We start from the raw sequence: 26932 nt of genomic DNA, 5'->3' as shown, positions 1-26932 counted from the left end.
AGCCACTGTGCTTCAAATCACCAGCCTTCCCGGCCGGGTACAAGTATAGTTAAAGAGTCTGGCAGCTTACATGTCATGATATATCCGCGAAGGAGGTCTATTACTGCATGAAAAAATACATCCCCAACCAGCACGGCGCCTGGGCGATGCTTATTCTCCCTTTTCTGCTGGGCGTCGCTGCTTCCAAGGGGCAGTTCTTACATATTCCGCTGTTTGTCTGCTGGCTGCTGATCTATCTGTTCAGCTTTCCGCTTTTGCAGGGGGTGAAGACCCGGAAGTTCGCACGTTATGCCCATCCGCTCAGGTTATACGGGCTTCTGCTTCTTCCATTCGCCCTCTATCTGGTGATTGTCCAGCCCGTGCTGCTGGGTTTCGTGCTGCTGCTCTTGCCGTTATTCGCCGTTAACCTCTATTATGCCCGGACCCGAAATGAACGCGCCTTGCTTAATGACATCTCCGCTATTGTGGCGTTCTGCCTGGTGATTTATCCGGTCTTCTATGTGGGGCAGGGGGAGAACTGGAGAGCCGTGAATGAGCTGTTCGTGCTGGCGGTGCTATACTTCATAGGAACTGCCTTCTATGTCAAGACCGTCATCCGTGAGCGGAACAATATCCGCTTCTATTACGGGTCCGTGGCCTATCATCTGCTGTTCGCGGCAGCCGGACTGTTCCTGTTTCCTTCGCTGCTGGTCCCGCTGCTGGTCCCGCTGCTGGTTCTGCTGCTGCGGGCAGCCATTCTGCCGAGGACAGGTCTCAGCGCCAAGCACACCGGTATGATCGAGATCGGCTTCTCCGTCATGTTATATGTGTCTGTGCTGGTGCTGTATTTCTAGGAGCACCACCATGCTTATTTGGACAAAAACCAGGAAGCTCCTTCGCTAGTCTGCGCGAGAGGAGCTTCCTTCAAGTCTTCCAGCCTATTCTACGATCATATCCTGATTGCTTGAGCCCGGCGGCACAATGGGATAGACATTATCCTCCTCGGTGATATCAAATTCCATCACGACCAGCCCTTCCGTATACAGAGCCTGTTCAATAATCTGCTCCGCTTCGGCCAGCGTTCGTGCCCGGAACCCGTGGGCGCCGAAGGACTTGGCTAAGGCAACGAAATCCGGCGAGCTGATCCGCACTGAGGAATAACGCCGGCCCAGAAACAGCTGCTGCCATTGCCGTACCATCCCCAGATACCCGTTCTTGAAGATGGCCACCTTGACATTCAGGCCGTGATCCACGGCGGTCATAATCTCCTGCATATTCATCTGGAAGCTTCCGTCCCCTGTAATACACACCACATCGCGGTCAGGAAAAGCTACGGCCGCCCCAATCGCAGCAGGCAGGCCGTACCCCATCGTGCCCAGCCCGCCGGAGGTCAGGAAGGAGCGGGCTTCCGAGAATTCATAATGCGTAGCCGTCCAGATCTGATGCTGGCCTACATCGGTGGCAATCACCGCATCGCCTGCAGTAGCCTTTTGAAGGGCGCGGATGACTTCCTGCGGGGTCAGCTTAACGCCTTGTTCCCGGCCGGGCTTCGGCTTGCGCTGACGCCAGACCTCGATCTGCTCTTCCCAGAGCGGATGCTCTACTGTATGTACTTGTTCCTGTATTCCTCTGAGCAGCTGCTCACAAGAGCCGGTCACCGCAAGCTCTACTGGGATGTTCTTGTTCAGCTCTGAGGTATCCAGATCCACTTGGATTTTATACGATCCCGGCGAGAACGCCTTCCGCTTGCCCGTTACCCGGTCGCTGAACCGCACCCCGAGACATAACACGACATCGGCCGCTTGCAGCGCACGGTTGGCTGCCACTGTTCCATGCATCCCGACCATACCCAGATGTAGGGGATGCCCTGAAGGGAAAGCCCCAATCCCCATCAGCGTACCCGCTACGGGGAAGCGATGCCGCTCCGCGAATTCCCGCAAGAGTGCAGGGGTCTCTCCCTGCATGCAGCCTCCGCCGACAAGTACCAGCGGCCGCTCTGCACGGCTCAGCCGCTCTGCCGCAAGCAGAATATCCGCTGGTTCAATGGACGGATTCGGCTCGTATCCCCGGATCACCGGCTGAGAGCAAGGCGTAGCCGCATCACTGACAGGAATGAACTCCGCATTCATCACGTTCTTCGGCAGATCGATTAGAACCGGACCGGGCCTGCCGCTTGTTGCTATATGGAATGCTTCGTTCACAATTCCGGGCAGCTCGGCAATGTCTCTGACGATATAATTGTGCTTGGTGACCGGCATGGTCATTCCGTAGATATCCACTTCCTGAAAGCTGTCCAGACCAATAAGGTCAGTCGCTACCTGGCCTGTAAGCACAATTAACGGAACAGAATCCATGAACGCAGTAGCAATTCCGGTCACTGCATTGGTGGCTCCGGGACCGCTGGTCACCAGCGCTACCCCCGGACGTCCCGTTACTCTGGCGTATCCGTCTGCAGCGTGAACCGCAGCCTGTTCATGGCGCACCAGCACATGCTGAATCCGGTCATTATCATAGAGCGCATCATATAGAGGCAATACGGCGCCGCCGGGGTAGCCAAACAAGGTCTCTACCTTTTTGTCAATCAGCATCTCAATCAACAGCTCTGCTCCGTTCATGTTTCCCCTTCGTCTCCTGTCATCCAGATAATTTATCCGCCAATATAGGACATGCCAATCTTGGCCTTGCTTCTGCGGGTCTCTTCCGTCCGCTCATCGGAATAACGGTCGCTGCGCATCTCCCATACCTGCTTAATTGCTGCCAGCAGCTCCTCATCGCCAGCCCCTCCGCGCAGCATGGCCCTAAGGTCAAAGCCCTTGGAGGCAAACAGGCAGGTATACAGCTTACCGTCAGAAGACAGCCGGGCACGCGAACAGGCGGAACAGAACGATTCCGACACGGAAGTGATGAAGCCGACCTGGGCCGTACTGCCAAGATAGCCGTAGCGCTGCGCCACCTCGCCGCTGTAATTCTGCTCAAGAGCTTCCAGCGTATAGACGCTTTGCAGCTGCTGCAGGATTTCTTGCTTGGTGACGACCTTATCATAGCTCCAGCCGTTATCGTTGCCGGCATCCATGAACTCGATGAAGCGCAGTGTGATCTTCCGCTTCTTGAAGTAGGCGGCCATTGGAAGAATCTCGGATTCGTTCATCCCCCGCTGGACGACCATATTCACCTTGACCTCGAACCTGGCGCCTGCCGCTTGATCTATAGCGTCCAGAATCATTCCCGGTCTGAAGCCGCGCCCGTTCATTCTGCCGAACAGCTCCGGCTCCAGCGCATCCAGGCTGACATTCAGCCTGCGCAGGCCCGCAGCATACAGCGGCGCTGCCTGTCCGCCCAGCAGGACTCCGTTCGTCGTCAGTCCCATATCCTCTACACCCGGAATGGCGGAGATCTTGGTAACCAGCTCCGGCAAATGGCGGCGCATCAGCGGTTCGCCCCCGGTCAGCCGGATCTTGCTTACGCCAAGCGAGACGAACAGCTTCGCCAGCCGGCTGATCTCGTCGAAGGTGAGCAGCTCACTGGATGGAAGAAAAGCATAGTCGTCACCGAATATCTCCTTTGGCATGCAATAGGAGCAGCGGAAATTACACCGGTCCGTGACCGAAATCCGCAAATCATGGATAGGCCGCCGCAGCTGATCCTGCAGTGGATGATCATTCATGTGCGTCTACCTCCCTTCCCGTACACTTAGCCTTACAGTACCCAATCATTCATGCCCTCTTCCATCCCTAGCAGCATGACATCTACCTTATCTCCTGCGGCGAAGCCTCTTGTTCCGCCTGGCAGTACTATTAGGGAATTGCCGCGTGCGATGGAAGAGACAGCATTTGATTTGTTGAAGCCGGCAGGCCTTACCGTAGTGCCGTCATATACCGCCCGGATGAACCGGGTGAACGGGCTCGCCTTGGTGAAATCCTCCGCCAGAGCGGCTGTGGTACGCGGCAGATACAGATGGTCCGCCCCCATCATCTTAAGAAGCGCAGGTCTTACGAACAGCTCGAAGCCGGTGAAGCACGCTGAAGGATTGCCGGACAGTCCGAACAGGAATTGATCCCCGGCCACTGCCACTGTAGTTACACTTCCGGGACGCATCGCTACCTTGTTGAACAACACATCGGCTCCAAGGCGCTTGTAGATCTCCGGCAAATAGTCATAATCGCCCACTGACACTCCGCCCGTAGTGATCAGACAGTCAGTCTCAGCGAGTGCTTGCCGGACGGTCTGCAGGCATTCCTCCAGCCGGTCCGCTGCCGTATCATAGATCCGGTACGGGATACCCATCCGCGCGAGCTGGGCGGCAATCATCGGCCCGTTGCTGTTACGGATTTTGCCGGGTACAAGCGGGTCTGTCACTGCCAGCAGCTCGGTGCCTGTAGACAGAATCCCCACCACCGGAAGCTTCCCGGCCTTAACCTCCCCGTAGCCAAAGGTAGCAAGCAGTGCCACAACCCCGGGATGAATGAAGCTCCCGGCCGGAATGACCATCTCCCCCGCCAGCATATCCTCCCCTTGCAGGGACAGATTCTCCTGCGGCGCAAACGCCTTGCGGATCGTAAATGTCTGCCCCGCCTGGACCGCTTGCTCAAACATGACTACCGCATCCGCTCCGGCCGGCAGCGCCGCCCCCGTCATCAGCCGGACCGCTTCGCCGCGTCCGATTACTGCCTGCGACACTTCCCCTGCGCCGATATGATCCACCACCGTGAAGCTGACCCGGTTACTCCCGGAAGCACCGGCCGAATCTGCCGAAGCTATGGCATAGCCGTCATACGGGGAACGGGTGAAATGCGGTACATCATGGGTTGCCGTGAGCGGCTCAGCCAGAATACGTCCATAGCTTGCATGGAGCGGAATGGTCTCCGGACCTGTGCGGCATACTCTTCCGGTTACCCGCAGCACCGCTTCCGCTACAGTAACCGGAGTTCTGGTCTTCTCCACCTTCATCTGCTCCTCACCGGGTGCTGGAATGATCATCCGCTCATCCGTTTATTTCTGCGTAATGTCGCTGAAGGTGCCTACATAGCGGACATCTTCACCGGTCTCATCCTTCACCGCGCTGATATTCAGCCACTGCAGGTATTCTTCCCCGTTCTTGCGCTTGTTCCAGATCTCGCCTTGCCACATGCCCTTGGCCTTGACCTCACCCCACATCACGCGGTAAAAGTCCTTCGGCTGGCGGCCGGACTTCAGCAGGCTCGGCTGTTTGCCCAGCACCTCTTCTTCGGTATAGCCGGTGAGCTTCGTGAAGGCCGGATTGACCGTCTTAATGTGGCCGGACACATCCGTAACGAGAATCCCCTGGCCGGTAGAATTGAACACCTCAGAGGTAAGGGCCAGCCGGTCCTGGAAGTACAGCCACACCACGAGTACCAGACTGGCCAGCGCCACCTGGGACAAGAGCATGAAGCCGATAGAATATTGTCCGGTTGCCGCATGAATCACGGATAGCATAATCGGAGGGAAGAATCCGCCCAGGCCGCCCATCATCGACACAATCCCGTTGGCAATCCCCGCCTGCTTATTGAAGTACAACGGCACCAGCTTGAAAATAACACCGTTGCCGATTCCCGCACTTACCGCAATCGCCAGGCAGCCTGCTGTATACAGGCCCATGTCCGGCATGAATGCCAGAATAATGGCAGCCACGGTGTATACACTGAAGGTAAAGATAAGTAGGAACAAGGGCTGGAACTTGTCAGCCAGCCAGCCGCCGATCGGACGGAAGAAGGTCGCCACCGCGATGAAGCCGGCGGTGCGCATCCCGGCGTCCACTTTTTCCAGACCAAAACTGGATACCAGAAAATTCGGCAGATAAATGGTAAAAGCTACGAAGGAGCCAAAGGTAATGAAATAAAACAGGGAGAACAGCCAGAGCTTCTCGTTCCTGGACACGCCCCTGATCTGTTCGATGATCGGAGTGCGGAGCTTGGGCTCCTGACGGTCCCCGAAGAAGAAGTTGAGAGCGATGAATACCAGCAGCAGGATTAGATACATTTTAACTGCGTTCGCCCATCCGAACTGTGCTGCCAGTATAGGCGCCGAGAAGGTTGTAACCGCTGTGCCGAGATTCCCGATTCCATAGATACCGTTAACCAGACCGTGCTTCTCCTTCGGATAATACTTCGGCAAAGAGGTTACCCCTACAGAGAAGACTGCGCCGCCGACACCCAGGAACAGGCCGCCGATAATCAAATGGGTAACCGTGGACGCTTCACTGATGAAGTAGACCGGGAACAGCAGCAGAATGAAGCTGGACATAAAAATAATCCGCGCCCCCAGAATATTCGCATAGTAGCCCAGCGGAATTCTCAGAATCGAGCCAAGTACTACCGGAATGGCCGTAACCATCGCCAGCCGCCCGGGAGGGATGCTGATATCCTCCGAGATAAATGGCATCAGGGAAGAGATAATCACCCACACCATGAATCCGGTAATCAAGTTTAAGGTTTGCAGCGGCAATTGCATTTTTTTAATCATTCGTTTCACCTTTTCGCCGTTTTTTCTTGTGATGATTTCATGTAATCAATACTTCCTGTACTCATTGTATCCGCCGTTCCCCGGCTCAGATATAGGGGAGTCCCCTTTCCCTGACAGGGGAAACCCTAAAATAACCCCACAAAGTGGGGCTTTAGCGTAGGTGATGATTCAGGTACTTTGCGGGGACCCTAAAACATATAAATTCTTGTAAAAAATAGCCCCGCCTAATTGACTGTATGCGTTACAGAGTTTTAGGGACAGAACATCGAAATGCAATTGTTCAATCCTTACAATATGGAGAAGCGGACACTTTTTTACTGGAGTGAGATGTACTATCACCAAATTCAAAAGGGCGACGATTATAGCCAATTGAAGAAATGTGTTACGATTAATATATTGAACTACTCCTGCCTACCGAATGACCGCCATCATAATGTGTTTCGCCTTCGGGAAGATCATACCGGGATTTCGCTGAACAATGATCTGGAGATTCATGTGATGGAATTAACAAAGCTCGAGGAGCAGGCTATACCGTTAACAGGCGGTTTAATCAACTGGTTATTATTCCTGAAGGGTGTTGAACAACCAAACTGGGAGGTGCTGACCATGAATGAACCCATGTTAAAAAAAGCAATGGATACACTTGAATTTCTAAGCCAGGATGCCGCTACACGTATGGAGTATGATGCCCGGATGAAGTATTTACGTGATGAGGCTTCACGGATGAACGGTGCTAAAGCGGAAGGACGTGCAGAAGGACGTGCGGAAGGACGTGCGGAAGGACGTGCGGAAGGACGTGCGGAAGGACGTGCGGAAGGAATTGCTAAGGGTGAACAAAAAAGAGCAGAGGCCATAGTACTTGAACTTCTTGCGCTTGGAGTAGAAACCTCAGTTATTGTTAAAGCTTCAGGTCTCACAGAACAACAAATCCTAAGGTTAAAAGCACAGATGGGGAAGCACTGACCGTGAAAAGTCCCCTGTTGTATCAAAAAGCCGCCCCAGTTAGAATGGAGCGGCCTGTTTTTTTGTCACGTAATCAGCGTATTTAACTGTTCACCTAAACGTTCCTTGTCCTTCGGACTCAGCTGGTTCTCGCCCATCGGGAAGATCACGGTCTCTTCTTTGACAAAATGGACGGTCAGCACCTCGAAGGCCTCACCCGCATCGTGCACGGCTGAGCGGATTCCCGCGAGTGTCATCTGGCCGATATCTCCCTCAGAGTGATGCAGGAAATGCCCGATGTACCCGTCAATCTCGCGGTGCTCCTCCTGAATGCCAGCCAGCGGTCCCTGGTCGAAGCCGATATACCGGCCCAGCAGCGGGAAGAAATACGTCTCTTCCTTATCGGTATGCTTCTTCAGCGGAACCATGAACTCCAGCACCGCCCGGCGCAGCTTCTGAAGCTGTGTCCTGGCCTCTTCCAGCGTAAGCTGCTCCTGTTCAAACCAGAGGACAATGGCATGCCATTCCTCCATCAGAAAAGATAAATAGCGGTGTTCATTCTCAAGAATGCGCATCGCGGGCAACGTGAACTTAAGGCCTGTATGTTCCGGCATACGGCTAACCCTCCAGTGGCCGGTCAGAAATCCAGCATTTTTTTCCTCAAAGCGTATTCGACCAGCTCGGGCCGGCTCTTAAGGTTAAGCTTCTCCATAATCTTGGCCTTATGGGCCTCCACGGTCTTCACGGAAATATAGAGCTTCTCTGCAATCTCCTTATTCCCGTATCCCTTGGCAATGAGCGGCAGAATCTCCAGCTCCCGCTTGGACAGCAGCTCGAACAGATCCTCGGTCCCGCCAGTCTTGTCCTGCTTAATGAACTCACGAACCAGCGAGGTAGCCATCTTGGGATGAATATAAGTACCGCCTTCATAAATCGTGCGGACCGCCAGCAGCAACTCCTCATCCGGCGCACTCTTGAGCACATACCCGGAGGCCCCGTTCTTCAAGACATGGAAGAGATACTCATCATCGTCATGCATCGTCAGAATGAGAATTCGGGTATCGGGATAATCCTCTTTGATCTTGCCGGTTGCGGTCAGTCCGCTTTCTCCGGGAGGCATGCTTAAATCCATGATCAGGATATCCGGCCGGAGCTTGGCGACCATGGTGTAGGCCTCTCTGCCGTCCGCCGCTGCTCCGATCACTTCAATATCATCCTGAAAATTAAGAATCATGGAGAATCCGCTGCGTACGATCGCATGGTCGTCTGCAATGACGATCTTCATCAGAAGCTCATTCCTTTCCTCGGGCCCATCATACAGGAACCTGCAGCATAATCCGGGTACCCTTGCCGGTCTCTGAATCCACACTGAAGGTTCCGCCCACCAGCTCCGCCCGCTCCTGCATCCCGAACAAGCCCAAGCCTGTTCCGGCAGGCTCATCGCCCAGATGGAAGCCGATCCCTTCATCCTGAATCAGCAGCTGGAGCATGCCGTCGTTCTCGGTCAGCGATACCTTGACACTGTCGACCTGGGCATACTTCAAGGCATTCAGCACCGCTTCCTGACATACCCGGTACATAACCGTTTCAATCTCGCTCCCGTACCGCTTCTCGGACAGCCGGGACTCATATTCAATCATCAGGCCATACGTTTGTTCCACCCGCTTGAAGTGGGAGCGGAAAGCCGCCTCAAGACCGAAATCATCCAGGGCAGCCGGCCTAAGCTCCACTGACAGGTTGCGGATATCGCTCAGCAGACGGGTCATCGACACTTCGGTTTGCTTTACTTTTTTGAGCAGTCCGTCATCGGTTGTCATATATTTCAGCACACGCAGATCAATCACGGCACTCATCAGCTCTTGCGCAACACTGTCATGGAGTTCACGGGAGATCCGCTTGCGTTCATTCTCCTGGGCTTCAATAATATGCTTCATCATCTTGTTCTGGTAGAACTTCTCTTGCGTCTTGAACTGTCTCGTTAAATCCCTGAGCATGAAGACCCGGATTCCATTCTCTTCATCTATAGTGTGAAAGGTTGCGGCATAAGGCACAATTCCCTTGTCCCTGGTCTCCAGATAGACCTGATAAGAGGTGAACTCCTCCGAGTCCGGGGTGTGAAAATAACAATTCAGGCAGGTCCGCAGCTCCGTCTCGCTGGTATATCCCCGGCAGGTTCCGCAGAGTGCTTCAGGATTTCCCTGATACAGCTGCCTCAGAATATCCTTGTCGACAATCGTTTCGGCAGCCGGATTCATCGCCAGGGCTTTCCCTTGCCGGTCAAAAAAGAACATCGCCTCCGAGCTGTTCTCGAACAGCTTCGTCATAAGCTCACTGCGCAAATCCGTAGCGGGGTTCCTCAACTGAGCAACAATTCCTTCCCGTTCAAGTCTCCAATACCGCCCCGAGCTGTCGCCTCCAGGTCACGCAGCATCTCAGCAGTCACCTGCCGGTCCCCTCTGAAGCCGCCCAGAAGCACGCCTTCCACGCGGGCATCATTCCACATCGGCACCGCCCCGATGCTGTTCAGATTCTCCATCTTGGTGATAGGGTAATTGAACAGGCTGTCGGGCTTCACCATGAGCTTCACCGAAGGGATCAGGAACGGCTTGCCGGTCTTGAACACGATGCCGGCAATCCCTCTGCCGGATTGCAGCACAATCCGTTTGTAGCGGTCACTGATATTGCCTGAAGCGTATTTCCAGCGGATCGCATAGTCATACTCCGCCGGTTCGGCGAACGCCAGCGACATGAAGTCATATCCCAGCGCCGCGCGGATCTGGTCCAGCCGCGTCTGGTAATCCACCTTATTCATCATCGCTTTCTCTCCTCGGATCGAACAGGGAAAGAAGTCCACGCTGCTCTCTTCCGTTAATTTGATTTATTTCTTCTGTATAGGATATAACTTCTGCCTACATAATTCAACGGAACACTCCATACGTGAACCAGCCGGGTGAACGGCCAGAAGGCAAAGATCGCGAACCCTGACAGGATGTGCAGCTTGAAGGAGAACGGCACTCCGCTCATCAGCGACGGGTCCGGGCGGAACATGAACAAGCCGCGGAACCACACCGAAATCGTATCCCGGTAGTCGAACTCAGGCTGTACCGCATTCGTGACAATCGTGGAGTACATTCCCATGAACACAATGAACAGCAGGAGCGAGTTAACGATCAGATCGGAGGCGCTGCTGAGCCGGCGGACGTTCTTAAGCGTGAAGCGCCGTGAGGTCAGAATCAGCATCCCTGCCAGGGTGGCCGCACCGAAGATTCCCCCGATGTATACAGCACCGATATGGTACATATGATCGCTGACACCAACCGCCTCCAGCCAGGACTTGGGAACAGCTAGACCGCCGATATGGCCCAGAATGACCGGCATGATGCCGAGGTGGAACAGAATGCTGCCGAATTTCAGCTGTTTTTTCTCAATGAATTCGCTGGATTTGGCTGTCCAGTTGAATTGATCCTTGCGGTAGCGGGCGATATGACCGCCTATAAACACCACCATACACATATAAGGGAAAATAACCCATAAAAACTGACCCATCATATTCATTGACTTAGGGCCTCCTGTTCCGCACAAGCTTTGAAGGTTTCCCGCAACCCTTTAACCAGGTGATAATATGGACTCTCCCGCTGCTCCAGCGCCTTCACCAGATGATACGTACCATCCTCCAGAATCGCCATCAGCATCTTGAAGTTCTCCGGCGCACCAGGGACATCCAGCCACTGCGCGGCATAGATGAATTCGCACATCAGCGGCAAGTAATCGGGCAGCTCGCTCTCCGGCATTTCAAGGCCGAACATTTCGTACAGCAGCTTCAGTTTGGCGAGCATTTGCCCGCGTTCCTTGGCATCTTCGAACTTGAAATAGGTCATATAGAGCGCACAGTCCTTCTGAAAATCAAACGTAGCCGCATAGTTCTCCTGAATCTCTTCCAGGCTGAAGCTCTGCATGTGCTTCCAGTATGTCTGCACGTGGGCATATCCCGGGTGAGCAGGGTCAAACGCCTCTTCCAGAAAAGCCGGATGGAAATCCAGCTTCTCCGGGTACATAAGCTGCAAGGCGAAATAACCGAAGGACTCCTTGTATTGATGCAGTTTGTTCAGATCAATCACGCCAGATCCCCCCGTAGAAATTCTCTTCATACATCTCCTTGCCGGTCTTCATGGTGTCGCCGGAAGGACTGGCCGGTCCGCAGCCGTCACAGCCGGAGCCGAAGCCCGAGCCGCCCATGTCGCTGCCATAGCCAGCCGCGCCTTGCGCGCGATAAGGGTTCATGTGCTGCTCCTTGTGGGAGGTCGGGATCACGAAGCGGTCCTCATATTTGGCAATCGCCAGCAGGCGGTACATCTCCTCGGTCTGCTGCGCCGTCATGCCGACACGGTCCAGACGGCTAAGATCGAATTCCTGACCGGTCGACTGGGCGCGCATGTAAGAGCGCATCATCGCCATCCGCTGCAGGGCTTTCTTCACAGTCTCCGTATCGCCAGCCGTCAGCATATTCGCCAGATATTGAATAGGCGTACGCATCTCTTCGATGGCCGGAAAGATCATATCGGGATTCTTGAGTGAATCCTTGCCCTCAAAGTAGTTCATGATCGGGCTAAGCGGCGGTACATACCATACCATCGGCAGCGTCCGGTATTCCGGGTGCAGCGGGAAGGCCAGCTTATGCTCAATGGCCAGCTTGTAGACCGGTGAGTTCTGGGCAGCCTCCAGCCAATCCTCGGAGATGCCATCCCGTCTTGCCTGGGCTCTAACCTCTGGATCATGCGGATTCAGGAACAGATCGCATTGCGCCTTGTACAGGTCCTGTTCATCCGGGGTAGACGCTGCTTCCAGAACCTTGTCTGCGTCATACAGCAGCACACCCAGATAACGGATACGGCCCGTACAGGTCTCGGAGCAGACCGTTGGCAGGCCTGCCTCCACACGCGGGAAGCAGAACGTGCATTTCTCCGCCTTGTTCGTCTGCCAGTTGAAGTACACCTTCTTGTACGGACAGCCGGTCATGCAGTATCTCCAGCCACGGCAAGCCTCCTGGTCCACCAGCACAATACCGTCCTCATCCCGCTTGTACATCGCTCCAGATGGACAGGAAGCCACGCAGCTCGGGTTCAAGCAATGTTCGCACAGACGAGGCAAATAGATCATGAAGGATTTCTCGAAGTTGAACTTAATCTCTTCTTCGATCTTCTGAATGTTCGGGTCCAGCGGGCCGGTCACATGCGCACCTGCCAGATCATCCTCCCAGTTCGGTCCCCATTCCAGATCCATCTTCTCGCCGGTGACAGCAGAGTGGGCCCGTGCTACCGGGGAATGCTCCTGCTCCCCGGCGTTGGTCAGATGCTCATAGTTGTATGTCCACGGCTCGTAATAATCCTTCATTTCCGGCATATCGGGGTTGTAGAAGATTTTGCCGAGCGCGATCTTGGACAGCTTGTTCCCGGATTTCAGCTCAAGCTTCCCCTTGCGCAGCTGCCAGCCGCCCTTGTACAGCTCCTGGTCTTCCCAGCGCTTCGGATAGCCGATGCCCGGCTTCGTCTCCACATTGTTGAACCACATATATTCCGCACCCTTGCGGTTCGTCCACGTTGTCTTACAGGTCACGCTGCAGGTGTGGCAGCCGATGCATTTATCCAGATTCATTACCATTGCCACTTGCGCTTTAATTTTCAAGCCAGTTGACCTCCTTCATTTTGCGAACGGCTACGTAGACATCACGCTGGTTGCCGATCGGACCGTAGTAGTTGAAGCCGTAGCTGAGCTGTGCATACCCGCCGACCATCTGGGTGGGCTTGAGATGAATCCGGGTTGGCGCATTGTGGCTTCCGCCGCGCGTATCCGTAATCTCGGAGCCCGGCACTTGAATATGCTTATCCTGGGCGTGGTACATGAACATGGTGCCTCTCGGCATCCGGTGGCTGACTACGGCGCGTGCAGTTACCACACCGTTCCGGTTATAGACCTCAAGCCAGTCGTTGTCCGCTATGTCATGAGCCGCCGCATCCTCGTTATTGATCCATACCGTCGGACCGCCCCGGAACAGAGTCAGCATGTGCTGGTTATCCTGGTAGGTCGAGTGGATATTCCACTTGCCGTGCGGCGTCAGGTATCTCAGCACCAGTGCATCCATCCCGCCCTTCACTTCCTTGTCCCGGGGTCCGAAGACCATTGGCGGCAGGGTCGGCTTATAGACCGGCAACGCTTCGCCGAACTGCTGGAAGATCTCATGGTCAATATAGAAATGCTGGCGTCCGGTCAGGGTACGGAACGGAACGAGACGTTCAATATTCGTAGTGAACGGTGAATACCGGCGGCCTTGCTTGTTCGAGCCGCTGAATACCGGTGTCGGAATGACCTCACGCGGCTGAGCAGTAATGCTCTGGAACGTAATTTTCTCGGCGGCCCGGTCTGCTGAGATATCCCGCAGCTCGACCCCGTGATCCTTCTCGGCTGATTCATAAGCCTTCTGGGAGACACGGCCATTGGTGGCGGAAGACAGATGCAGAATCGCATCCGCTGCCTGGCGGGCCGTCTGCAGCTTCGGCAGTCCGTTCCGGATCGTTTCATCGTAATGCACGCCGCTGATCTTCTTCAGCTCTTCGTACTCTTCGGCAACCGAGAAGCTGACGCCGTGTGCGCCTGTTTTGCCGGTCGCCAGATTCGGTCCAAGCGAGCTGTATTTATGATGAATCTGCGTGTAATCCCGCTCGACAATGGTGAAGTTCGGCATGGTTTTACCCGGAATGGCCGGCACTTCGCCCTTGGTCCAATCCTTGACCAGACCCATCGGCTGTGAGATTTCGCTGATGGAGTCATGGCCCAGAGGGGACATCACTACATCCTTATAGACGCCGGGCAGCTGCGATTTCGCCATCTCGGAGAATACCTCCGAGAGCTGGCGGTAGATATCCCAGTCCGAACGGGACTCCCACAGCGGATTCACGGCCGGATTGAACGGATGGACGAACGGATGCATGTCGGTGGACGACAGATCTGTTTTCTCATACCAGGTTGCGGCAGGCAGGACCACATCGGCATACAGCGGCGTAGTGGTCATCCGGAAATCCAGCGCCACCATCAGATCGAGCTTGCCTTCCACATCCTCCCGCCAGACGATCTCCTCCGGCTTCTGCTCCTCATTCGGTTCAGCCAGCAGACCATCGGACGCTCCGAGCAGATGCTTCATGAAGTATTCCTGTCCCTTAGCGGAGCTTGAGATCAGGTTCGAGCGCCAGATGAACAGCGAGCGCGGGAAGTTCTCCGGTGCGCCGGGATCTTCCACAGCAAACCGCGTCTTCCGCGATGTAATCTCTTCTACGGCATGGCCGATAATCTCCGCATTCGTCTTCTTGCCTTGCTGCGCCGCTTCCTCGGCGAACAACAGGCTGTTCTTGTTGAATTGCGGGAAGGACGGCAGCCAGCCAAGACGCGCAGCCAGTACGTTGTAATCTGCCGGGTGCTGGTAAGCAACATCCCCGCCGGTCGGCGATTTCAGGGAATCCGTGCCGCTCTCCTCATAACGCCACTGCTCGGTGGCAAAATAGAAGAAGGAGGTTGCATTCTGCTGCCGCGCTGGACCCTGCCAGTCCTTGGCAAAGGCAACCGTGGACCAGCCTTCAATCGGACGGCATTTCTCCTGACCGACATAATGCGCCCAGCCGCCGCCGTTGACGCCCTGGGAAGCGGTCAGCACCACCAGATTCAGAATCGAACGGTAGATGGTATCGCTGTTGAACCAGTGGTTGATGCCTGCGCCCATGATAATCATGGAGCGCCCTCCGGTCTCAATGGAGTTCTGGGCGAACTCGCGGGCAATCTGCACAACAACACTTGCTTTGACTGTGGTAATCTTCTCTTGCCAGGCCGGAGTGTAGTGGGACAATTCATCCTCATACCCCTTGGCGTTCAGCAGACTGTCTCTGCGCTTAATGCCATATTGACTCATCATCAGATCGTATACGGTGGCGACATAACGTTCCGTGCCGTCCGCAAGCTTCATCTTCCGGGCCGGAATGATCCGGCTGAAGGTGCCGTTGCCGGCATTGTCGAAGTACGGGAACACGATTTCCGTCCATTCTTCCCCGTGGCCTTCAATCGTCAGGGCCGGCTCCACCTTGCTGCCGTCCTCCCGCTCCAGAATCAGATTCCATTTCTTGCCTTCCTCCCAGCGCTGACCCATCGTCCCGTTCGGCACGATCATCTCCCCTGTGGCTTCATCGAAGATCACCGGCTTCCAGTCCGAATGCGGGGAAGCATCGCCCAGATCACTGGCCCGCAGGAAGCGTCCGCCCTTCAGGCTGTCCTCATGCGGATCAAGCAGAATCAGGAACGGCATATCGGTGTATTGCTTCGCATAATTCAGGAACATCGGCTCCTGGCGTTCCTGATAGAACTCCTGCAGAATGACATGCGTCATCGCCTGGGCAAGCGCCGCGTCCGAGCCGGGGTTCGGAGCCAGCCAATTGTCGGCGAACTTCACGTTCTCGGCGAGATCCGGCGCAACCGATACAACCTTCGTGCCTTTGTAGCGCACTTCAGTCATGAAGTGGGCATCCGGCGTGCGGGTCAGCGGCACGTTCGAGCCCCACATCATCAGGTACCCGGCATTGTACCAGTCCGAGGATTCCGGGACATCCGTCTGCTCGCCCCAGATCTGCGGCGAAGCCGGAGGCAGATCGGCATACCAGTCATAGAAGCTCAGCATCTGGCCGCCCAGCAGTGAGATGAACCGTGCTCCTGAAGCATAGCTGACCATCGACATGGCCGGAATCGGGGTGAACCCGGCGATCCGGTCAGGACCGTATTTGCGGATCGTATAGATCAGTTGTGCCGCGATCAGCCGCAGTGCGTCGTCCCAGGCAACCCGGACATGGCCGCCCTTGCCGCGTGCCTTCTTATACAGGCTGGCCTTCTCGGGATCTTCCACGATACTGGCCCAGGCATCGACATAATTGTCATGCTCCTGGAGCGCCGTCTGCCACAGCCGCCACAGCTTCCCTCTGATATACGGATACTTCACGCGCAGCGGGCTGTATTCATACCAGGAGAAGGTAGCTCCGCGCGGACAGCCGCGCGGCTCGAACTCCGGCATATCCGGTCCGCAGGACGGGTAATCGATCTGCTGGTTCTCCCAGGTGATAATCCCGTTCTTCACGAACACCTTCCAGCTGCAGGAGCCTGTACAGTTCACGCCATGGGTGGTGCGGACTACTTTATCGTGAGACCAGCGCTGGCGGTACATGTTCTCCCAATCTCTATTTTTCTCTTCAAGAATGGACCAGTTCCCGGAATAGCTCTCTACCGGCTTAAAAAAGTTAAGGCCGAATTTCTTCTTCATCTGTCCAGAACACTCCTTTGTACGAATCTATTCAATTAATCTCATTATGGATCTACCCGGCTGCGCTTCCCATTAGGGAAACACCTATTGAACCTCGGGAATTCCCTCGACTTCATCCCGCAGCAAAAAAGCCTTCCCCCCTGAGGAGAAAAGCTCTGATTCTGCGCTGCTGTGCCGGGCGGGGAGATCCATTAGGGACTTCCCTCTTTCTCTCCGGGGGAAGTTCCTAGCGGGAATTCCATGCCAATACTATATGCTATACTGACCAGTAGATACGTCTGAGATAGTTATAATACGGGAGGATGAAGAAGATGTCAGGACCCTCACTACGCCAACTGCATGCCCATCACGCCATACATCAGGGCGGGCTCTCCGGCGCTGTAGCCAAGACAGAAGAGGTGGAAGAATTGCTGGCGCTTAAGGAAGTGGAGGTGGCCCGCCAGGCGGCTGACCACTTGATTGAGTACTGGGAGACACGGATTCTCAGCCATGCCGATGCGGAAGAAGACGGCTTCTATCAGGAGATGATTGCGAAGAATCCCGCCCTTGAAGAAGCCGTTACCCGGCTGAAGCGGGATCATGAGCTGCTGCGGATCATCGTGCAGGATGTCAAAAGCATGCTCGCCGAAGACGGCCTCACCTCAGAGGTGCTGCACCAGTTCCACGCCCTGCTGGTGGTGAACGCTATTCATAGCCGGGATGAAGAGCGTCTGCTGTTCGGGGAGTAGCATTACTGCTGATCTCCTGCAAAATGGCACGCAGATCATCTCGATTCATCAGCAGATCCTCGAGCGTATACTCATCCAGCACCTTAAGATAGGCGTGCAGGGCCTTGCCCAGCACGCCCTTCAGTCTACACACCGGAGAGATCGGACAGCTGCCGCCTGAAGGGTTGAAGCATTCCACGAGATAGAAATCATCCTCCATCCGGCGCACGACCTCCCCGATATTGATCTTCTCCGGCGCAAGCGCAAGCCTGATTCCTCCCCCGCGCCCCCTGACCGTTTCAATATAGCCTGCCTTGCCGAGTTCATGGGAGACCTTCATCAGATGATTCTTGGAGATGCCGTAGGCACTGGAGATATCCTGTATTGTTGTTAACTCCTCCCGCTGCTTGGCTCCCAGATACATGAGGATTCGCAGGGAATAATCGGTGTATAACGTCAGCCTCATAGTCATGCTCCGTTCTATTTTAACTCAGCTAAATGTAAGTGATATTTATTACAAAGTTTATCATATTTTTTGTCCAATTTGTTAAAGTGGTATTTTAAATATATCTTTTATCTTCAAAACCGTATATATTAATTTTGTACTATATGGAGAGGGGATGATTGATATTTTATCAAAGCAAGCTCGTGACATTGTCAAATCCACCGCGCCCGTCCTGGCGGAACACGGCACTACCATTACAACGGTGTTCTACAAAAATCTGTTCGAGGCCCACCCGGAACTACTGAATGTGTTCAACCACGCCAACCAGGCGCAAGGCCGCCAGCAGGCGGCACTGGCTAATGCGGTCTATGCAGCGGCTGTCCATATAGACAACCTTGAGAATATACTCCCGGCGGTGATTCAGATCGCCCACAAGCATGTCAGTCTCGGCATCAAGCCGGAGCATTACCCGATTGTCGGTGAATTTCTGCTGAAAGCGATCAAGGAAGTGCTGGGCGATGCAGCTACCGATGAGATCCTCACTGCCTGGGAAGCGGCCTACGGCGTCATTGCCGATGCATTCATCGGCGTAGAAGACAGCATGTACAAGGAAGCGCGGGAGCAGGACAACGGCTGGAACTTCTTCAAACCTTTTACCATAGTTCGTAAGGTTCAGGAGAGCGGCAGCATTACCTCCTTCTACTTGAAGCCGGCCGATGGCTCGAATGTACCAGACTATAAACCGGGCCAATACATCTCTGTCCGCGTGCTGATCCCTGGAGAGCAGTACACCATGATCCGCCAGTACAGCCTATCCCAAGCGCCGAAGCGGGATGAATTCCGCATTTCAGTGAAACGCGAGGAGACGAATGACCCGAATGGCGTAGTGTCTGTCTATCTTCATAACGGGGTAAATGAGGGCGATACTGTTGAGGTGAGCGCACCTGCCGGTGAGTTCCTGCTGGATACTTCCCGAACCACCCCTGTAGCGTTCATCTCGGGCGGCGTAGGCATCACCCCCATGATGAGCATGCTTGAGACTGTGGCTAATGTAACACCGGACCGGCCGGTTGTCTTCCTCCACTCTGCACGAAACGAATCGCTCGCTGCCTTCGGGAAGGATATTGAGAAGCATGCGGCGGCGCTGAGCAACGTCAAGACCAGAACCTTCTTCTCCGGCGGGCCGGATGGCGTGATTACAGGCGAAATTCTGAAGAGCTATGTAGATGTTACCGGTGAAGCTTACGTGTGCGGGCCCGTTCCTTTTATGGAAGCCATGATTGGCGAACTGCGGAAGCTGGGAATGACCGAGGCTCAGATTCATTATGAGTTCTTCGGACCGGCACTGCAGCTCAGCAACGCGTAGATTGTTCAGCAAAAAGCACACGGGCCGCCTGCCGAACCGTTACCGGTTCGGAGGAAGCCCGTTTTTTTCAACGTGAGATCAGCCATTCATAGAGTACCTTCGCATGGTTATGGACAGGGTTCTTCGCCGCATAGACCAGCGTGACCTTCTGTTCAAGCGCCCGCTCCCGGATCGATTCCGCAAGCCCTGCGCATGCCGGGTTCTCCTCCAGCTCCCTGGTATACCGTTCCTTGAATGCCGTGAACCGCTCCGGCAGGTGGCCGAACCACCGGCGCAGCGCCGGGCTTGGAGCGATATCCTTCATCCACTCGTCAATGGCCGCCTGCTGCTTCGTCACTCCGCGCGCCCACAGCCGGTCCACCAGAATCCGGTAGCCGTCCCCGGGGTCCGAAGGCTCATAGATCCGCTTCAGACCAATAGCGTACGGAGCATCAGCGCCCTTGCCGCCGGATGACTCTCCCATGCTGCATCCCTCCTGCTCACCACTATTACACCCAATATACCACGGAGCCAACTCTACCTCCAACGGCTGTCGTCCTAGAGAGATGCGGCATGACATGCTGATATTCTGGCGGTCTGTCAGTCCGGCACACTGACTCTGCCACTCCTCTACTCCGCTTCAAGAATGTACCGGTTCCACCGCTGTTGCCAAGCCACATCCTGCCAGAACGGATGATGCGGCGCACAGTTGGAGCACAGCGTCATGCCCCAGAAGCCCAGGGCCATCCCCTTACGCAGCGCATACTCGGCAATGAACTTCCCGACCGGCCCCTCCTCGAAGCCTGCAAGCAGCGGGGTATAGCCGACATAGCCTTCGCCGATTACCACCGGCAGGCCGGAATGTGCAGCCCATTCCTGCGCTTCTTCCAGGCGCATGTCCGCTTTTTGCAGCATCGCCAGCTTGTGGGCTCCGTAGCGGTCATACAGATAGAGATCCCATAGATCAGGGTCGGCCCAGTCATGCAGATAGATCAGCTTCATCCCGACCGGATTGCCCTCCATCCGCCACTCCTGCCCTGCGGGCAGGGTCCATTCCCCAAAAGGCGGGGCCTCTTCCCTCAGCATAGACCGGACAAAGGCATTCGGAAAAGGCACCTCATCATCATTCAACCCTGCAGCGTCCATAAGCTCATTCAGCACGCCTTTGAGATAGAGATGATAGTGGGCTACCTGCAGATTGCGGGCAACATAGGCCTTCGGATAAACCTCGTTCAGCGTATAGCTGGCCGTGATCAGAACATCGGGATGCTGTTCCCGGAGATAACCCACTGCTTCCTCAATATAAGGCTGCATGGCCTCCACCAATCTCGGCGTATCCGCTTCACCGATGCCCTGTTCGACACCCACGGCCGTAAGCTGCCCGAACTCCACTTCATTGTGCAGCTCGGCATAGACAATCTGACCGGCGAAGCCTTCCGCCTTGATGAACCGGATGAGCTGGTTCATCGACCGGGCCAGGGCCATGAACCGCTCTGCGGGAGCAATTGCAGCCAGCTCATCCCGCAGCGCGGGATAGGCCAGGAAGCTGGGGCTCTGCTGATACTCCCAGGAAGACAGCATAATGTAGAGTCCGTGCGCCTTGGCCTGTCTGAACAGCTCCAGCAGATGCGCATGCCCGTCCAGCACGGCACCTCCACGGCAGTTGTACCAGCGGGTACGCTGGCCCACTTCCCCCAGACTGCCGAAGTGCAGCGGTCCGGGGCGTTTGCCTTCCTCCGTGAACAACAGGAACGGCATAGCACAGATCCGGATGGTGTTGTACCCTCTGTCCGCCGCTTCCTTACATCTTGCCGCCAGATCATGATAGGGCTCGCCCGGTAAGGTCATCGTATACCAGGAGAAATCCCACATGGTTAGGGTAAGCTTGCGCGGCAGCCTGCTCAGCACTGTATCCATTTTTTTCACTCCTTAGGATTAGGTTGAATTACCGGGTCGAGTACTGGCTCAATTCCAGCTCCAGCACGCTGAAGCCGTTCGGACGGCAGACGGTTAGCGTTAGTCCCGGCGCAGGAGCAGCAGTCAGCGTAAGGTTCAGGGTGCGGAGCTCTCCCGGCTGCATATCAGGAATCACCTGTATCACCCCTTCTACACTATCCGCAGACACTGTTACATAATAGCCCTGTACGGCATAGCTGGGAATATCCTTCCGGCACTTCAGGGTTACTACAAGCTCTCTTCCGTTCCAGCAAGGGGACTCTGACAGCAGGAGCGGTGAAGAAATCTCACGCAAGGCGGCAAAAGAGGGCTTCACCCGGTTATGCACATCCACCGAACCATGAACCCGCTGCTTCCATCTTCCCTGCCCGTCTTCTCCCATTTGCGTACGGTAATCATTCAGACTAAAAAAGATCAGGGCAGCAAATTGGGGATACTTACGGTAAAGCTCTGTTTTGTGCATAAGGATTTCTGTTCTTCTAGGGTCTCCGCCTTCGTACACCGGTTCGCAAAGGCCATATTCAGCCACTACCACCGGCTTATCCGGATAATCGGCCAGCATTTGCCGGATGACCTCATCCTCATCCAGCCCGCCGTGCCAGGTTCCGATATAGTCATTCCACATCAGCAGGTCCCCGGCTCCCGTAGCATCACTACGCGGCTGCAGGTGCACCGTGTTGCTCACATAGTTAATCAGGCGCTGTGAATCCAGCGTATGGATCTCCTGCTTCAGCTGTTCCATGTACCGGAGGGTGGTCTCCGACTGTCCATTCAGCTCATTGCCCATCCCCCAGGCGAAGATACACGGATGATGGGAATGGCCGCAGATCATTTCCTTCGCCTGGGACAAGGCTGCCGCGAACGTCTGCTGATCCGGTTCCCCCGGCTGCTGCCAATGCGGGATTTCCTCCTGCACAAGGATTCCGTTGCGGTCACACCAGTCCAGCAGCTCATTCCCCTGCTGCCAGTGGAAGCGCGTGATCACAGCGTTCGCCTCTTTCAGCCGCTCCAGCATCGCGCTGAGATCCTCCCGCTTCTCGGCCATGCCAACCGCGGGGTTAGAACCCGGCATCCATTCCGCGCCCATCAGGCGGACAGGCTCGCGGTTCAGCCATAGCTCCTGCCCTCGGACCACAATCTCACGGAACCCGAAGTTCACGGTTACCTCATCATGAAGCTGCCCGCCTTCACGGATGGTGAGCTTAAGCTGATAGAGCTGCGGATGATCGAAATGCCATAAGTCCACCGGGAGCCACTCCATCCCGGCAAGCTGCCAGGTCTCGGATTGCGGAGGCAAAGGCTGGAGATCCCCCCAAATCCTTGTCCCCTCCTTGAGTATCAACGTCTCTACAGTCGCTGAAGCAGAGGGTCCGCATAGCTGCACTTCTGCCAGCAACCGGCCGGATGCCTGCAGGCCCGCTGGTCCAAACCGGACTTCCGGGGTGACGCGGATATGCTGGACTGCGGCCGGGCCGGTTACAATAAGCTGGACAGGCCGGATGATCCCTCCATCATCAGCCCAGTCGAAGCTGCGGCCTTGCGGGAGCGCCTGAGCGGACGGGGAATTATCCGCTTTTACCGTAATCCGGTTCTCCTTGCCATGCAGAATATGCGCGGTTACCTCCAGCTCAAAGGCAGTATACCCTGAGTTGACATGCGAACCGGCCCTCTGGCCGTTGACCCAGATCACCGCATCACGGTAGACGGCTTCAAAATGCAGGCGGAACCGGCTGCCGCTCCACGCCTCAGGAATACTGATGCTATACTCATACCACCCGGCTCCCCGGTGCTCCTCCAGACCTTCCTCCACATTCCAGGTATGCGGAACCGCAACCTTCCTTGGGGCTGGCAAGCCTGTAATCTGCCATTCCTCATGCTCCCCTATACCTGCTGTATCCGCCTGAAAACACCAGTCTTCGTCCAGACTTAAATTATGCCGTCCTGTTGTATGCATACTCTGTTGTCCTCCTTCTGCTTAGAGTTGTCCCCGGTTCAGTGCACTGCCGGCCATCCGTCTGTGAACCCCGGCCCCCTGATGATTAGGGTCCAGGGCCAGCGCTGTATCAAGCTCCGCTGCCGCTGCTTCATACCGGCCCAGCCCGAGAAGCCCGAGTCCCCGCATGTAGCGGCAATGGATGACATTACGCCGGTTGAGGTCATCCTCGAACACCAGGAAATCCGGCAGCGATACGGCGAAATAGTCCAGCTTGATATCGTCAAAGAGATGCCGCTCGGCATAATCGATCAATCGGTTGAAGCGCCGTTTTGCTTCCTTCGGCTCCTGAAGCCTCAGCCAAGCCAGTCCCTGGTAGAAAATCATCTCCGGCGGCTGGTCATTGTAGAACACCGCGCTTACTGGCTCCGACAGACCTTGTGAAGCCGTTCTGTAGCAGCAGGCAGCCTCTTGTTCCTGCTGAAGTCCTTCATATACCCGGCCAAGGTTATAATAGATATTATTCTCCTGCGCTCCCTCCAGCCTGCCCTCGCCCAAATTATGCGGATAGGCCAGCGCCAGCCGGAAATGCTCCAGTGCCGCTTCATACTGCCCGCTCTCCAGCGCCTGTCTGCCAAGACCGCTGTGGGCGAATTGGTATTGCCCGGTCACCTTTCCCTCCCCGCCCTCCCATGGATGGAAGGTACGCGAGCTTATTTCCCTAATTGCTTCGTCATAGTGCTCAAGCTGGTTAAGCAAAGTAACATATTCGATATACAGATCATCCCGCTGCTCTACCAGATTGCGATGTGCCTCTAGATGACCCAGTCGTTCCCCGGCAGACCACGCAAGCTTCTTACGCAGCTGATCCAGCTCATACAGTATCCGCGCATCCTGCGGCGCACAGGCGAAGGCCTGCTCCAATGAAGCGAGCGCCGCCTCAGGATTGTTCTGCTTGTTGTAATAAGCCAGCGCCAGATTGCGGTGAACGATGGCGAAATCCCCTCTCAGTTCACGTGAACGCTCCCAGCTCGCCGCCGCTTCCTCCGGCCGCTTCTTGTCATAATAGAGATTGCCCAGATAGTAGTGGGCCTTATCATCCATGGGGTTCGCCCGGACGGCGCTTAACAGCCATTCAAGCTCGGACAGGGTGTTCGGGAAGCAGTGCAGCGGGCGGGCCGCTTGCCCCTTGCGGCGGGCCTCCCGTGCTTGCCCGACTTGTCCTATACGCTCATAGATTTCGCCAAGGGCATAATACAGCATTGGGTAGACGGATTCGGTGTCGGTGTCGGTGTCGGTGTCGGTGTCAGTTTCGGATGCTCCGCGTTTGACTGCCCTCTGCCCTACGGCAAGAGCTTCCGCATAGAGTCCGCAGTCCATATAATCCGCCATAAGATTAAGGTAGTTGTGTGCGCCACCACGCATAAGCCGCTCCAATTCCGTCAGCGCCTCTTCTGCCGCAGCAGGGTCCTCCAGTGCTGCAAGAGTCAGGACCAGCTCGTTATATGCGCCAAAATCAGCAGGATCAAGCTGCACAGTCTCACTGGCGAATTCTCTCGCCTGCTGCGGCCGATCAAGTCTGCGCAGGAGAGCAGACCTCAGGTTCCTCGCCTTATAGTTACGCGCATTGCGGATCAGCGAACGCTCCGCCAGCTCCAATGCCTCGGCATACCGGCCCTGCTGGCAGGCAATCTGAGCTAGTGAGTAATACCCTGCATCCTGCCAGGCTGCCGACCATACCGCCTTGTAATAGGCGGCAAAAGCCTCATCCAGGCGGTTCTGGCCGCGCAGGGCAACCCCCAGCTGATAGTAAGCTTCGCTGTCATACGGGTTAGGATTACGTGAGGTCAGACGTTCAATGGCGCGGCGGAACAAGGGCTCACTCTGGGCATATTGCCCGCGGCGGAGCAGCAGCGTTCCATACGCCACATTCAGCCGGATATCCCCGCTGTCCCGCTTAAGCCCCTCCAGATAATAAGCCTCCGGCTCAAAGGTGGCATGCCGGTACTGCTCCAGATGCAGACCGGCCAGATACAGCTCCTCTGCTGAACGCAGTTCTTCCGGCGCTGCCAGCGGCTTCGCCGCCTCGGGGATGCGCCCGATCTCCGGCCGCTTCGGCTGATAGGCGACCAGCAGCCTGCCCTCTGCACTTTGGACTGTCAGCTTGAGGTCATGCTCCTCTTCTCCGCGATGCAGTATGACTGTAAGCTCTATGGCCTCTACCGGGGACAAATCTGCGGTCTCCTGCAGATAATCACCACCGGCTCCGCTCAACCGGATAATAGCCTGTTCAAACCGTGAAGTAACATATACTTTCACCACCGCCTGAGCCAATGCCGCATCAACCTCCAGATTGACCGCAGCGTCTACCGAGGCATTTCTCACCAGACCGATGCCCTTATACGGCATGAAATACTGGGTGAAGCTCTTCTCCTCATACGGCTGCAGCCAGGTGAAGTCAGGCTGATTATCGGTGTATACGCCCGTCATAAGTTCAATATAAGGTCCGTCTTCATCGGTCAGCTGGCGGTCCCAGGCCTGCCCGAACTCCCCGTTCCCCCAGGTCCATTGCTTCTTCCCCGGTGAGATATGATGATTAGCCACATGCAGCAGCCCGGCCTGGGCACCGTGATCATATCCGCCGACGAAATTATAATCGGACTTGTAGGCCATATAGGAGGTCGGAACCGGGATATTCTTATAGCGGGAGATGTCCACGCCTTCCGAATAATCCTGTTTGTAGTAGGTGCCGGTCGCAATAGGGAAGCGCGATACATCCCTTTTACCGTGATCGAGGACGGCTGTAACATCAGGCGGAAAAACAGACTGCGTCTGATCATTAACCGCAACCGCCGGATTGGCCCACCAGAGGAAGGTCTGCGCCTGCGGTGTCCTGTTATAGCACTGGGCATTGACCTCCAGATAAGCGGAACCGGGGTAGAGTCTGAATGCAGCCGTAACCTTCGTCCCGTACATCCGGTCAATCTCGCTCACCCAAAGGATAGCGCTTCCATCCGCAGCAGTCTCAAGCTTATATTCTACGGGTCCGAATGTATTCGGGCGGTGATGCTGCGGCCAGTTGAACTCAATGCCCCCGGAGATCCAGGGACCCGCAAGACCGACCAGCGCGGGCTTGATCACTCGGTTATAATAGACAAAATCATAGTTATTCGTCTTGTCCAGCGCCCGGTAGATCCGCCCTCCAAGCTCCGGCATGATCTCTATCCGCAGATATTCATTCTCCAGAATAATCAGCTTGTACGCCTTATCCTGCTTCACATCCGAGATGCTCTCAATCACGGGATGCGGGTATACACGCCCGGAGCTTCCCTGATAGACTCTTTTCTCCAGAAACATAGGATTTGGATCAGCGGCGCCTGCTTCATAGGTTGGTATAATCACACTGGCCTCCCGTACCTGCACCCGGTCCGCTCTATCCGCTCTGTCTGCGTAGTCCGCGTTGTCCGCGTTGCCTGCATTATACGTGTTGTCCCCATTGCCAGCGAAGTCTGTGTTCCCCCCGCCTGCCTCCGGCATCTTACCGCTACCTGTATGCTGCATGCCTTCACTGCCTCCCTTGACTTGATAGTTCTACTCTAGCCTCTGGCCGGGAAGGTTCCAATTGACGAAATGCGGGAAGTGATGGATTATATTCTTATTCTGTGCAAGCTTAGATTCCGGGCGTCACTGCAGTGAATATACACTTTCTCGGCCGCTGGTTGGGGTGGGGGATCAGCCGCTCTTTGCGATCGGATTGCTCTTTTCCTAAATTCTGCCCATAATGCAACATTCCGCCCCT

At 55.5% G+C, this 26932-nt stretch carries 20 protein-coding genes and 1 pseudogene; 4 read left to right on the top strand and 17 right to left on the bottom strand.

Annotation, left to right across the window (positions count from 1 at the left end; all coding sequences use genetic code 11):
* Positions 1–107 precede the first annotated feature (107 nt).
* Positions 108–833 (top strand): YwiC-like family protein, encoded by a 726-nt coding sequence (locus NSS83_RS27660; protein WP_341346923.1) that lies wholly within the window; start codon positions 108–110, stop codon positions 831–833.
* A gap of 84 nt (positions 834–917) precedes the next feature.
* On the opposite strand, the gene ilvB is transcribed toward NSS83_RS27660, so the two are convergent.
* Genes ilvB through NSS83_RS27640 form a run of 4 tightly spaced genes read right to left on the bottom strand, consistent with a single transcriptional unit; the run spans position 918 to position 6459 of the window.
* A complete protein-coding gene (gene ilvB / locus NSS83_RS27655) occupies positions 918–2594 on the bottom strand; it encodes a biosynthetic-type acetolactate synthase large subunit (RefSeq protein ID WP_341187586.1) in 1677 nt (558 codons plus the stop codon).
* Between the two features lie 32 nt (positions 2595–2626).
* Complete coding sequence (gene moaA / locus NSS83_RS27650) at positions 2627–3643, bottom strand: GTP 3',8-cyclase MoaA (RefSeq protein WP_341346922.1); 1017 nt, start codon at positions 3641–3643, stop codon at positions 2627–2629.
* 32 nt (positions 3644–3675) lie between these two features.
* A complete protein-coding gene (glp, locus tag NSS83_RS27645; RefSeq protein WP_341346921.1) occupies positions 3676–4956 on the bottom strand; it encodes a gephyrin-like molybdotransferase Glp in 1281 nt (426 codons plus the stop codon).
* A gap of 12 nt (positions 4957–4968) precedes the next feature.
* A complete protein-coding gene (locus NSS83_RS27640) occupies positions 4969–6459 on the bottom strand; it encodes an MFS transporter (protein ID WP_341346920.1) in 1491 nt (496 codons plus the stop codon).
* A gap of 261 nt (positions 6460–6720) precedes the next feature.
* Here NSS83_RS27640 and NSS83_RS27635 point away from each other — a divergent pair.
* Positions 6721–7422: pseudogene (locus NSS83_RS27635) on the top strand (Rpn family recombination-promoting nuclease/putative transposase); the annotation flags it as partial.
* Positions 7423–7487: 65 nt separating this feature from the next.
* Here NSS83_RS27635 and NSS83_RS27630 read toward each other — a convergent pair.
* The 8 genes from NSS83_RS27630 to NSS83_RS27595 are packed head-to-tail and all read right to left on the bottom strand — an operon-like array spanning position 7488 to position 16747.
* Positions 7488–8015 (bottom strand): hemerythrin domain-containing protein, encoded by a 528-nt coding sequence (locus tag NSS83_RS27630; protein WP_341187581.1) that lies wholly within the window; start codon positions 8013–8015, stop codon positions 7488–7490.
* A 23-nt stretch (positions 8016–8038) separates the two neighbouring features.
* On the bottom strand, positions 8039–8686 hold the full coding sequence (locus NSS83_RS27625; RefSeq protein WP_341187580.1) for a response regulator transcription factor: 648 nt from the start codon (positions 8684–8686) through the stop codon (positions 8039–8041).
* 28 nt (positions 8687–8714) lie between these two features.
* Positions 8715–9725, bottom strand: a complete 1011-nt coding sequence (locus tag NSS83_RS27620; protein ID WP_341188096.1) for a sensor histidine kinase — start codon at positions 9723–9725, stop codon at positions 8715–8717.
* Positions 9726–9757: 32 nt separating this feature from the next.
* A complete protein-coding gene (locus NSS83_RS27615; RefSeq protein ID WP_341187579.1) occupies positions 9758–10216 on the bottom strand; it encodes a GAF domain-containing protein in 459 nt (152 codons plus the stop codon).
* Between the two features lie 53 nt (positions 10217–10269).
* Entirely contained in the window at positions 10270–10956 is a 687-nt protein-coding gene (narI, locus tag NSS83_RS27610; protein WP_209875083.1) for a respiratory nitrate reductase subunit gamma, read from the bottom strand.
* Positions 10953–11519 (bottom strand): nitrate reductase molybdenum cofactor assembly chaperone, encoded by a 567-nt coding sequence (gene narJ / locus NSS83_RS27605; RefSeq protein WP_341187578.1) that lies wholly within the window; start codon positions 11517–11519, stop codon positions 10953–10955. The genes narI and narJ overlap by 4 nt, the downstream gene beginning before the upstream one ends.
* The gene (gene narH / locus NSS83_RS27600; RefSeq protein WP_341346919.1) at positions 11512–13083 is read right to left on the bottom strand and encodes a nitrate reductase subunit beta; all 1572 of its coding nucleotides are present in this window, start codon (positions 13081–13083) and stop codon (positions 11512–11514) included. The genes narJ and narH overlap by 8 nt, the downstream gene beginning before the upstream one ends.
* Positions 13073–16747 carry a nitrate reductase subunit alpha gene (locus NSS83_RS27595; protein ID WP_341346918.1) on the bottom strand — a complete coding sequence of 1225 codons (3675 nt, stop codon included), beginning with the start codon at positions 16745–16747 and terminating at the stop codon, positions 13073–13075. The genes narH and NSS83_RS27595 overlap by 11 nt, the downstream gene beginning before the upstream one ends.
* A 311-nt stretch (positions 16748–17058) precedes the next feature.
* On the opposite strand from NSS83_RS27595, the gene NSS83_RS27590 reads away from it, so the two are divergent.
* Entirely contained in the window at positions 17059–17475 is a 417-nt protein-coding gene (locus NSS83_RS27590) for a hypothetical protein (RefSeq protein ID WP_341187575.1), read from the top strand.
* Here the strand turns inward: NSS83_RS27590 and NSS83_RS27585 are convergent.
* Complete coding sequence (locus NSS83_RS27585; protein ID WP_341187574.1) at positions 17432–17920, bottom strand: Rrf2 family transcriptional regulator; 489 nt, start codon at positions 17918–17920, stop codon at positions 17432–17434. The two genes, NSS83_RS27590 and NSS83_RS27585, sit on opposite strands and share 44 nt — an antisense overlap.
* A gap of 163 nt (positions 17921–18083) precedes the next feature.
* On the opposite strand from NSS83_RS27585, the gene hmpA reads away from it, so the two are divergent.
* Positions 18084–19265: an NO-inducible flavohemoprotein gene (gene hmpA / locus NSS83_RS27580; protein WP_341188095.1), complete on the top strand. Its 1182-nt coding sequence runs from the start codon at positions 18084–18086 to the stop codon at positions 19263–19265.
* 67 nt (positions 19266–19332) lie between these two features.
* Here hmpA and NSS83_RS27575 read toward each other — a convergent pair whose 3' ends face one another.
* The 4 genes from NSS83_RS27575 to NSS83_RS27560 form a co-directional block, all read right to left on the bottom strand.
* Positions 19333–19728, bottom strand: a complete 396-nt coding sequence (locus NSS83_RS27575; protein ID WP_341187573.1) for a DUF488 domain-containing protein — start codon at positions 19726–19728, stop codon at positions 19333–19335.
* Between the two features lie 146 nt (positions 19729–19874).
* Complete coding sequence (locus NSS83_RS27570) at positions 19875–21161, bottom strand: cellulase-like family protein (protein WP_341187572.1); 1287 nt, start codon at positions 21159–21161, stop codon at positions 19875–19877.
* Between the two features lie 28 nt (positions 21162–21189).
* On the bottom strand, positions 21190–23154 hold the full coding sequence (locus NSS83_RS27565) for a sugar-binding domain-containing protein (protein WP_341346917.1): 1965 nt from the start codon (positions 23152–23154) through the stop codon (positions 21190–21192).
* Positions 23155–23175: 21 nt separating this feature from the next.
* Positions 23176–26694, bottom strand: a complete 3519-nt coding sequence (locus NSS83_RS27560) for a DUF5107 domain-containing protein (RefSeq protein ID WP_341346916.1) — start codon at positions 26692–26694, stop codon at positions 23176–23178.
* Positions 26695–26932: the final 238 nt, after the last annotated feature.

Origin of the sequence: Paenibacillus sp. FSL H3-0469 (genome assembly GCF_038051945.1) — a bacterium.
In the GTDB taxonomy this organism is placed as follows: Bacteria; Bacillota; Bacilli; order Paenibacillales; family Paenibacillaceae; genus Paenibacillus_AQ.
This window is presented reverse-complemented; position numbering and strand designations above follow the sequence as displayed.

Coding starts and splice junctions, on each gene's coding strand:
- NSS83_RS27560 (WP_341346916.1), bottom strand. CDS start 26,694: ATGCAGCATACAGGTAGCGGTAAGATGCCGGAGGCAGGCGGGGGGAAC.
- NSS83_RS27640 (WP_341346920.1), bottom strand. CDS start 6,459: ATGATTAAAAAAATGCAATTGCCGCTGCAAACCTTAAACTTGATTACC.
- NSS83_RS27595 (WP_341346918.1), bottom strand. CDS start 16,747: ATGAAGAAGAAATTCGGCCTTAACTTTTTTAAGCCGGTAGAGAGCTAT.
- NSS83_RS27630 (WP_341187581.1), bottom strand. CDS start 8,015: ATGCCGGAACATACAGGCCTTAAGTTCACGTTGCCCGCGATGCGCATT.
- NSS83_RS27565 (WP_341346917.1), bottom strand. CDS start 23,154: ATGCATACAACAGGACGGCATAATTTAAGTCTGGACGAAGACTGGTGT.
- NSS83_RS27575 (WP_341187573.1), bottom strand. CDS start 19,728: ATGGGAGAGTCATCCGGCGGCAAGGGCGCTGATGCTCCGTACGCTATT.
- ilvB (WP_341187586.1), bottom strand. CDS start 2,594: ATGAACGGAGCAGAGCTGTTGATTGAGATGCTGATTGACAAAAAGGTA.
- NSS83_RS27620 (WP_341188096.1), bottom strand. CDS start 9,725: ATGACGAAGCTGTTCGAGAACAGCTCGGAGGCGATGTTCTTTTTTGAC.
- NSS83_RS27590 (WP_341187575.1), top strand. CDS start 17,059: ATGTCAGGACCCTCACTACGCCAACTGCATGCCCATCACGCCATACAT.
- NSS83_RS27660 (WP_341346923.1), top strand. CDS start 108: ATGAAAAAATACATCCCCAACCAGCACGGCGCCTGGGCGATGCTTATT.
- NSS83_RS27585 (WP_341187574.1), bottom strand. CDS start 17,920: ATGAGGCTGACGTTATACACCGATTATTCCCTGCGAATCCTCATGTAT.
- NSS83_RS27570 (WP_341187572.1), bottom strand. CDS start 21,161: ATGGATACAGTGCTGAGCAGGCTGCCGCGCAAGCTTACCCTAACCATG.
- narI (WP_209875083.1), bottom strand. CDS start 10,956: ATGAATATGATGGGTCAGTTTTTATGGGTTATTTTCCCTTATATGTGT.
- glp (WP_341346921.1), bottom strand. CDS start 4,956: ATGATCATTCCAGCACCCGGTGAGGAGCAGATGAAGGTGGAGAAGACC.
- moaA (WP_341346922.1), bottom strand. CDS start 3,643: ATGAATGATCATCCACTGCAGGATCAGCTGCGGCGGCCTATCCATGAT.
- NSS83_RS27625 (WP_341187580.1), bottom strand. CDS start 8,686: ATGAAGATCGTCATTGCAGACGACCATGCGATCGTACGCAGCGGATTC.
- NSS83_RS27615 (WP_341187579.1), bottom strand. CDS start 10,216: ATGATGAATAAGGTGGATTACCAGACGCGGCTGGACCAGATCCGCGCG.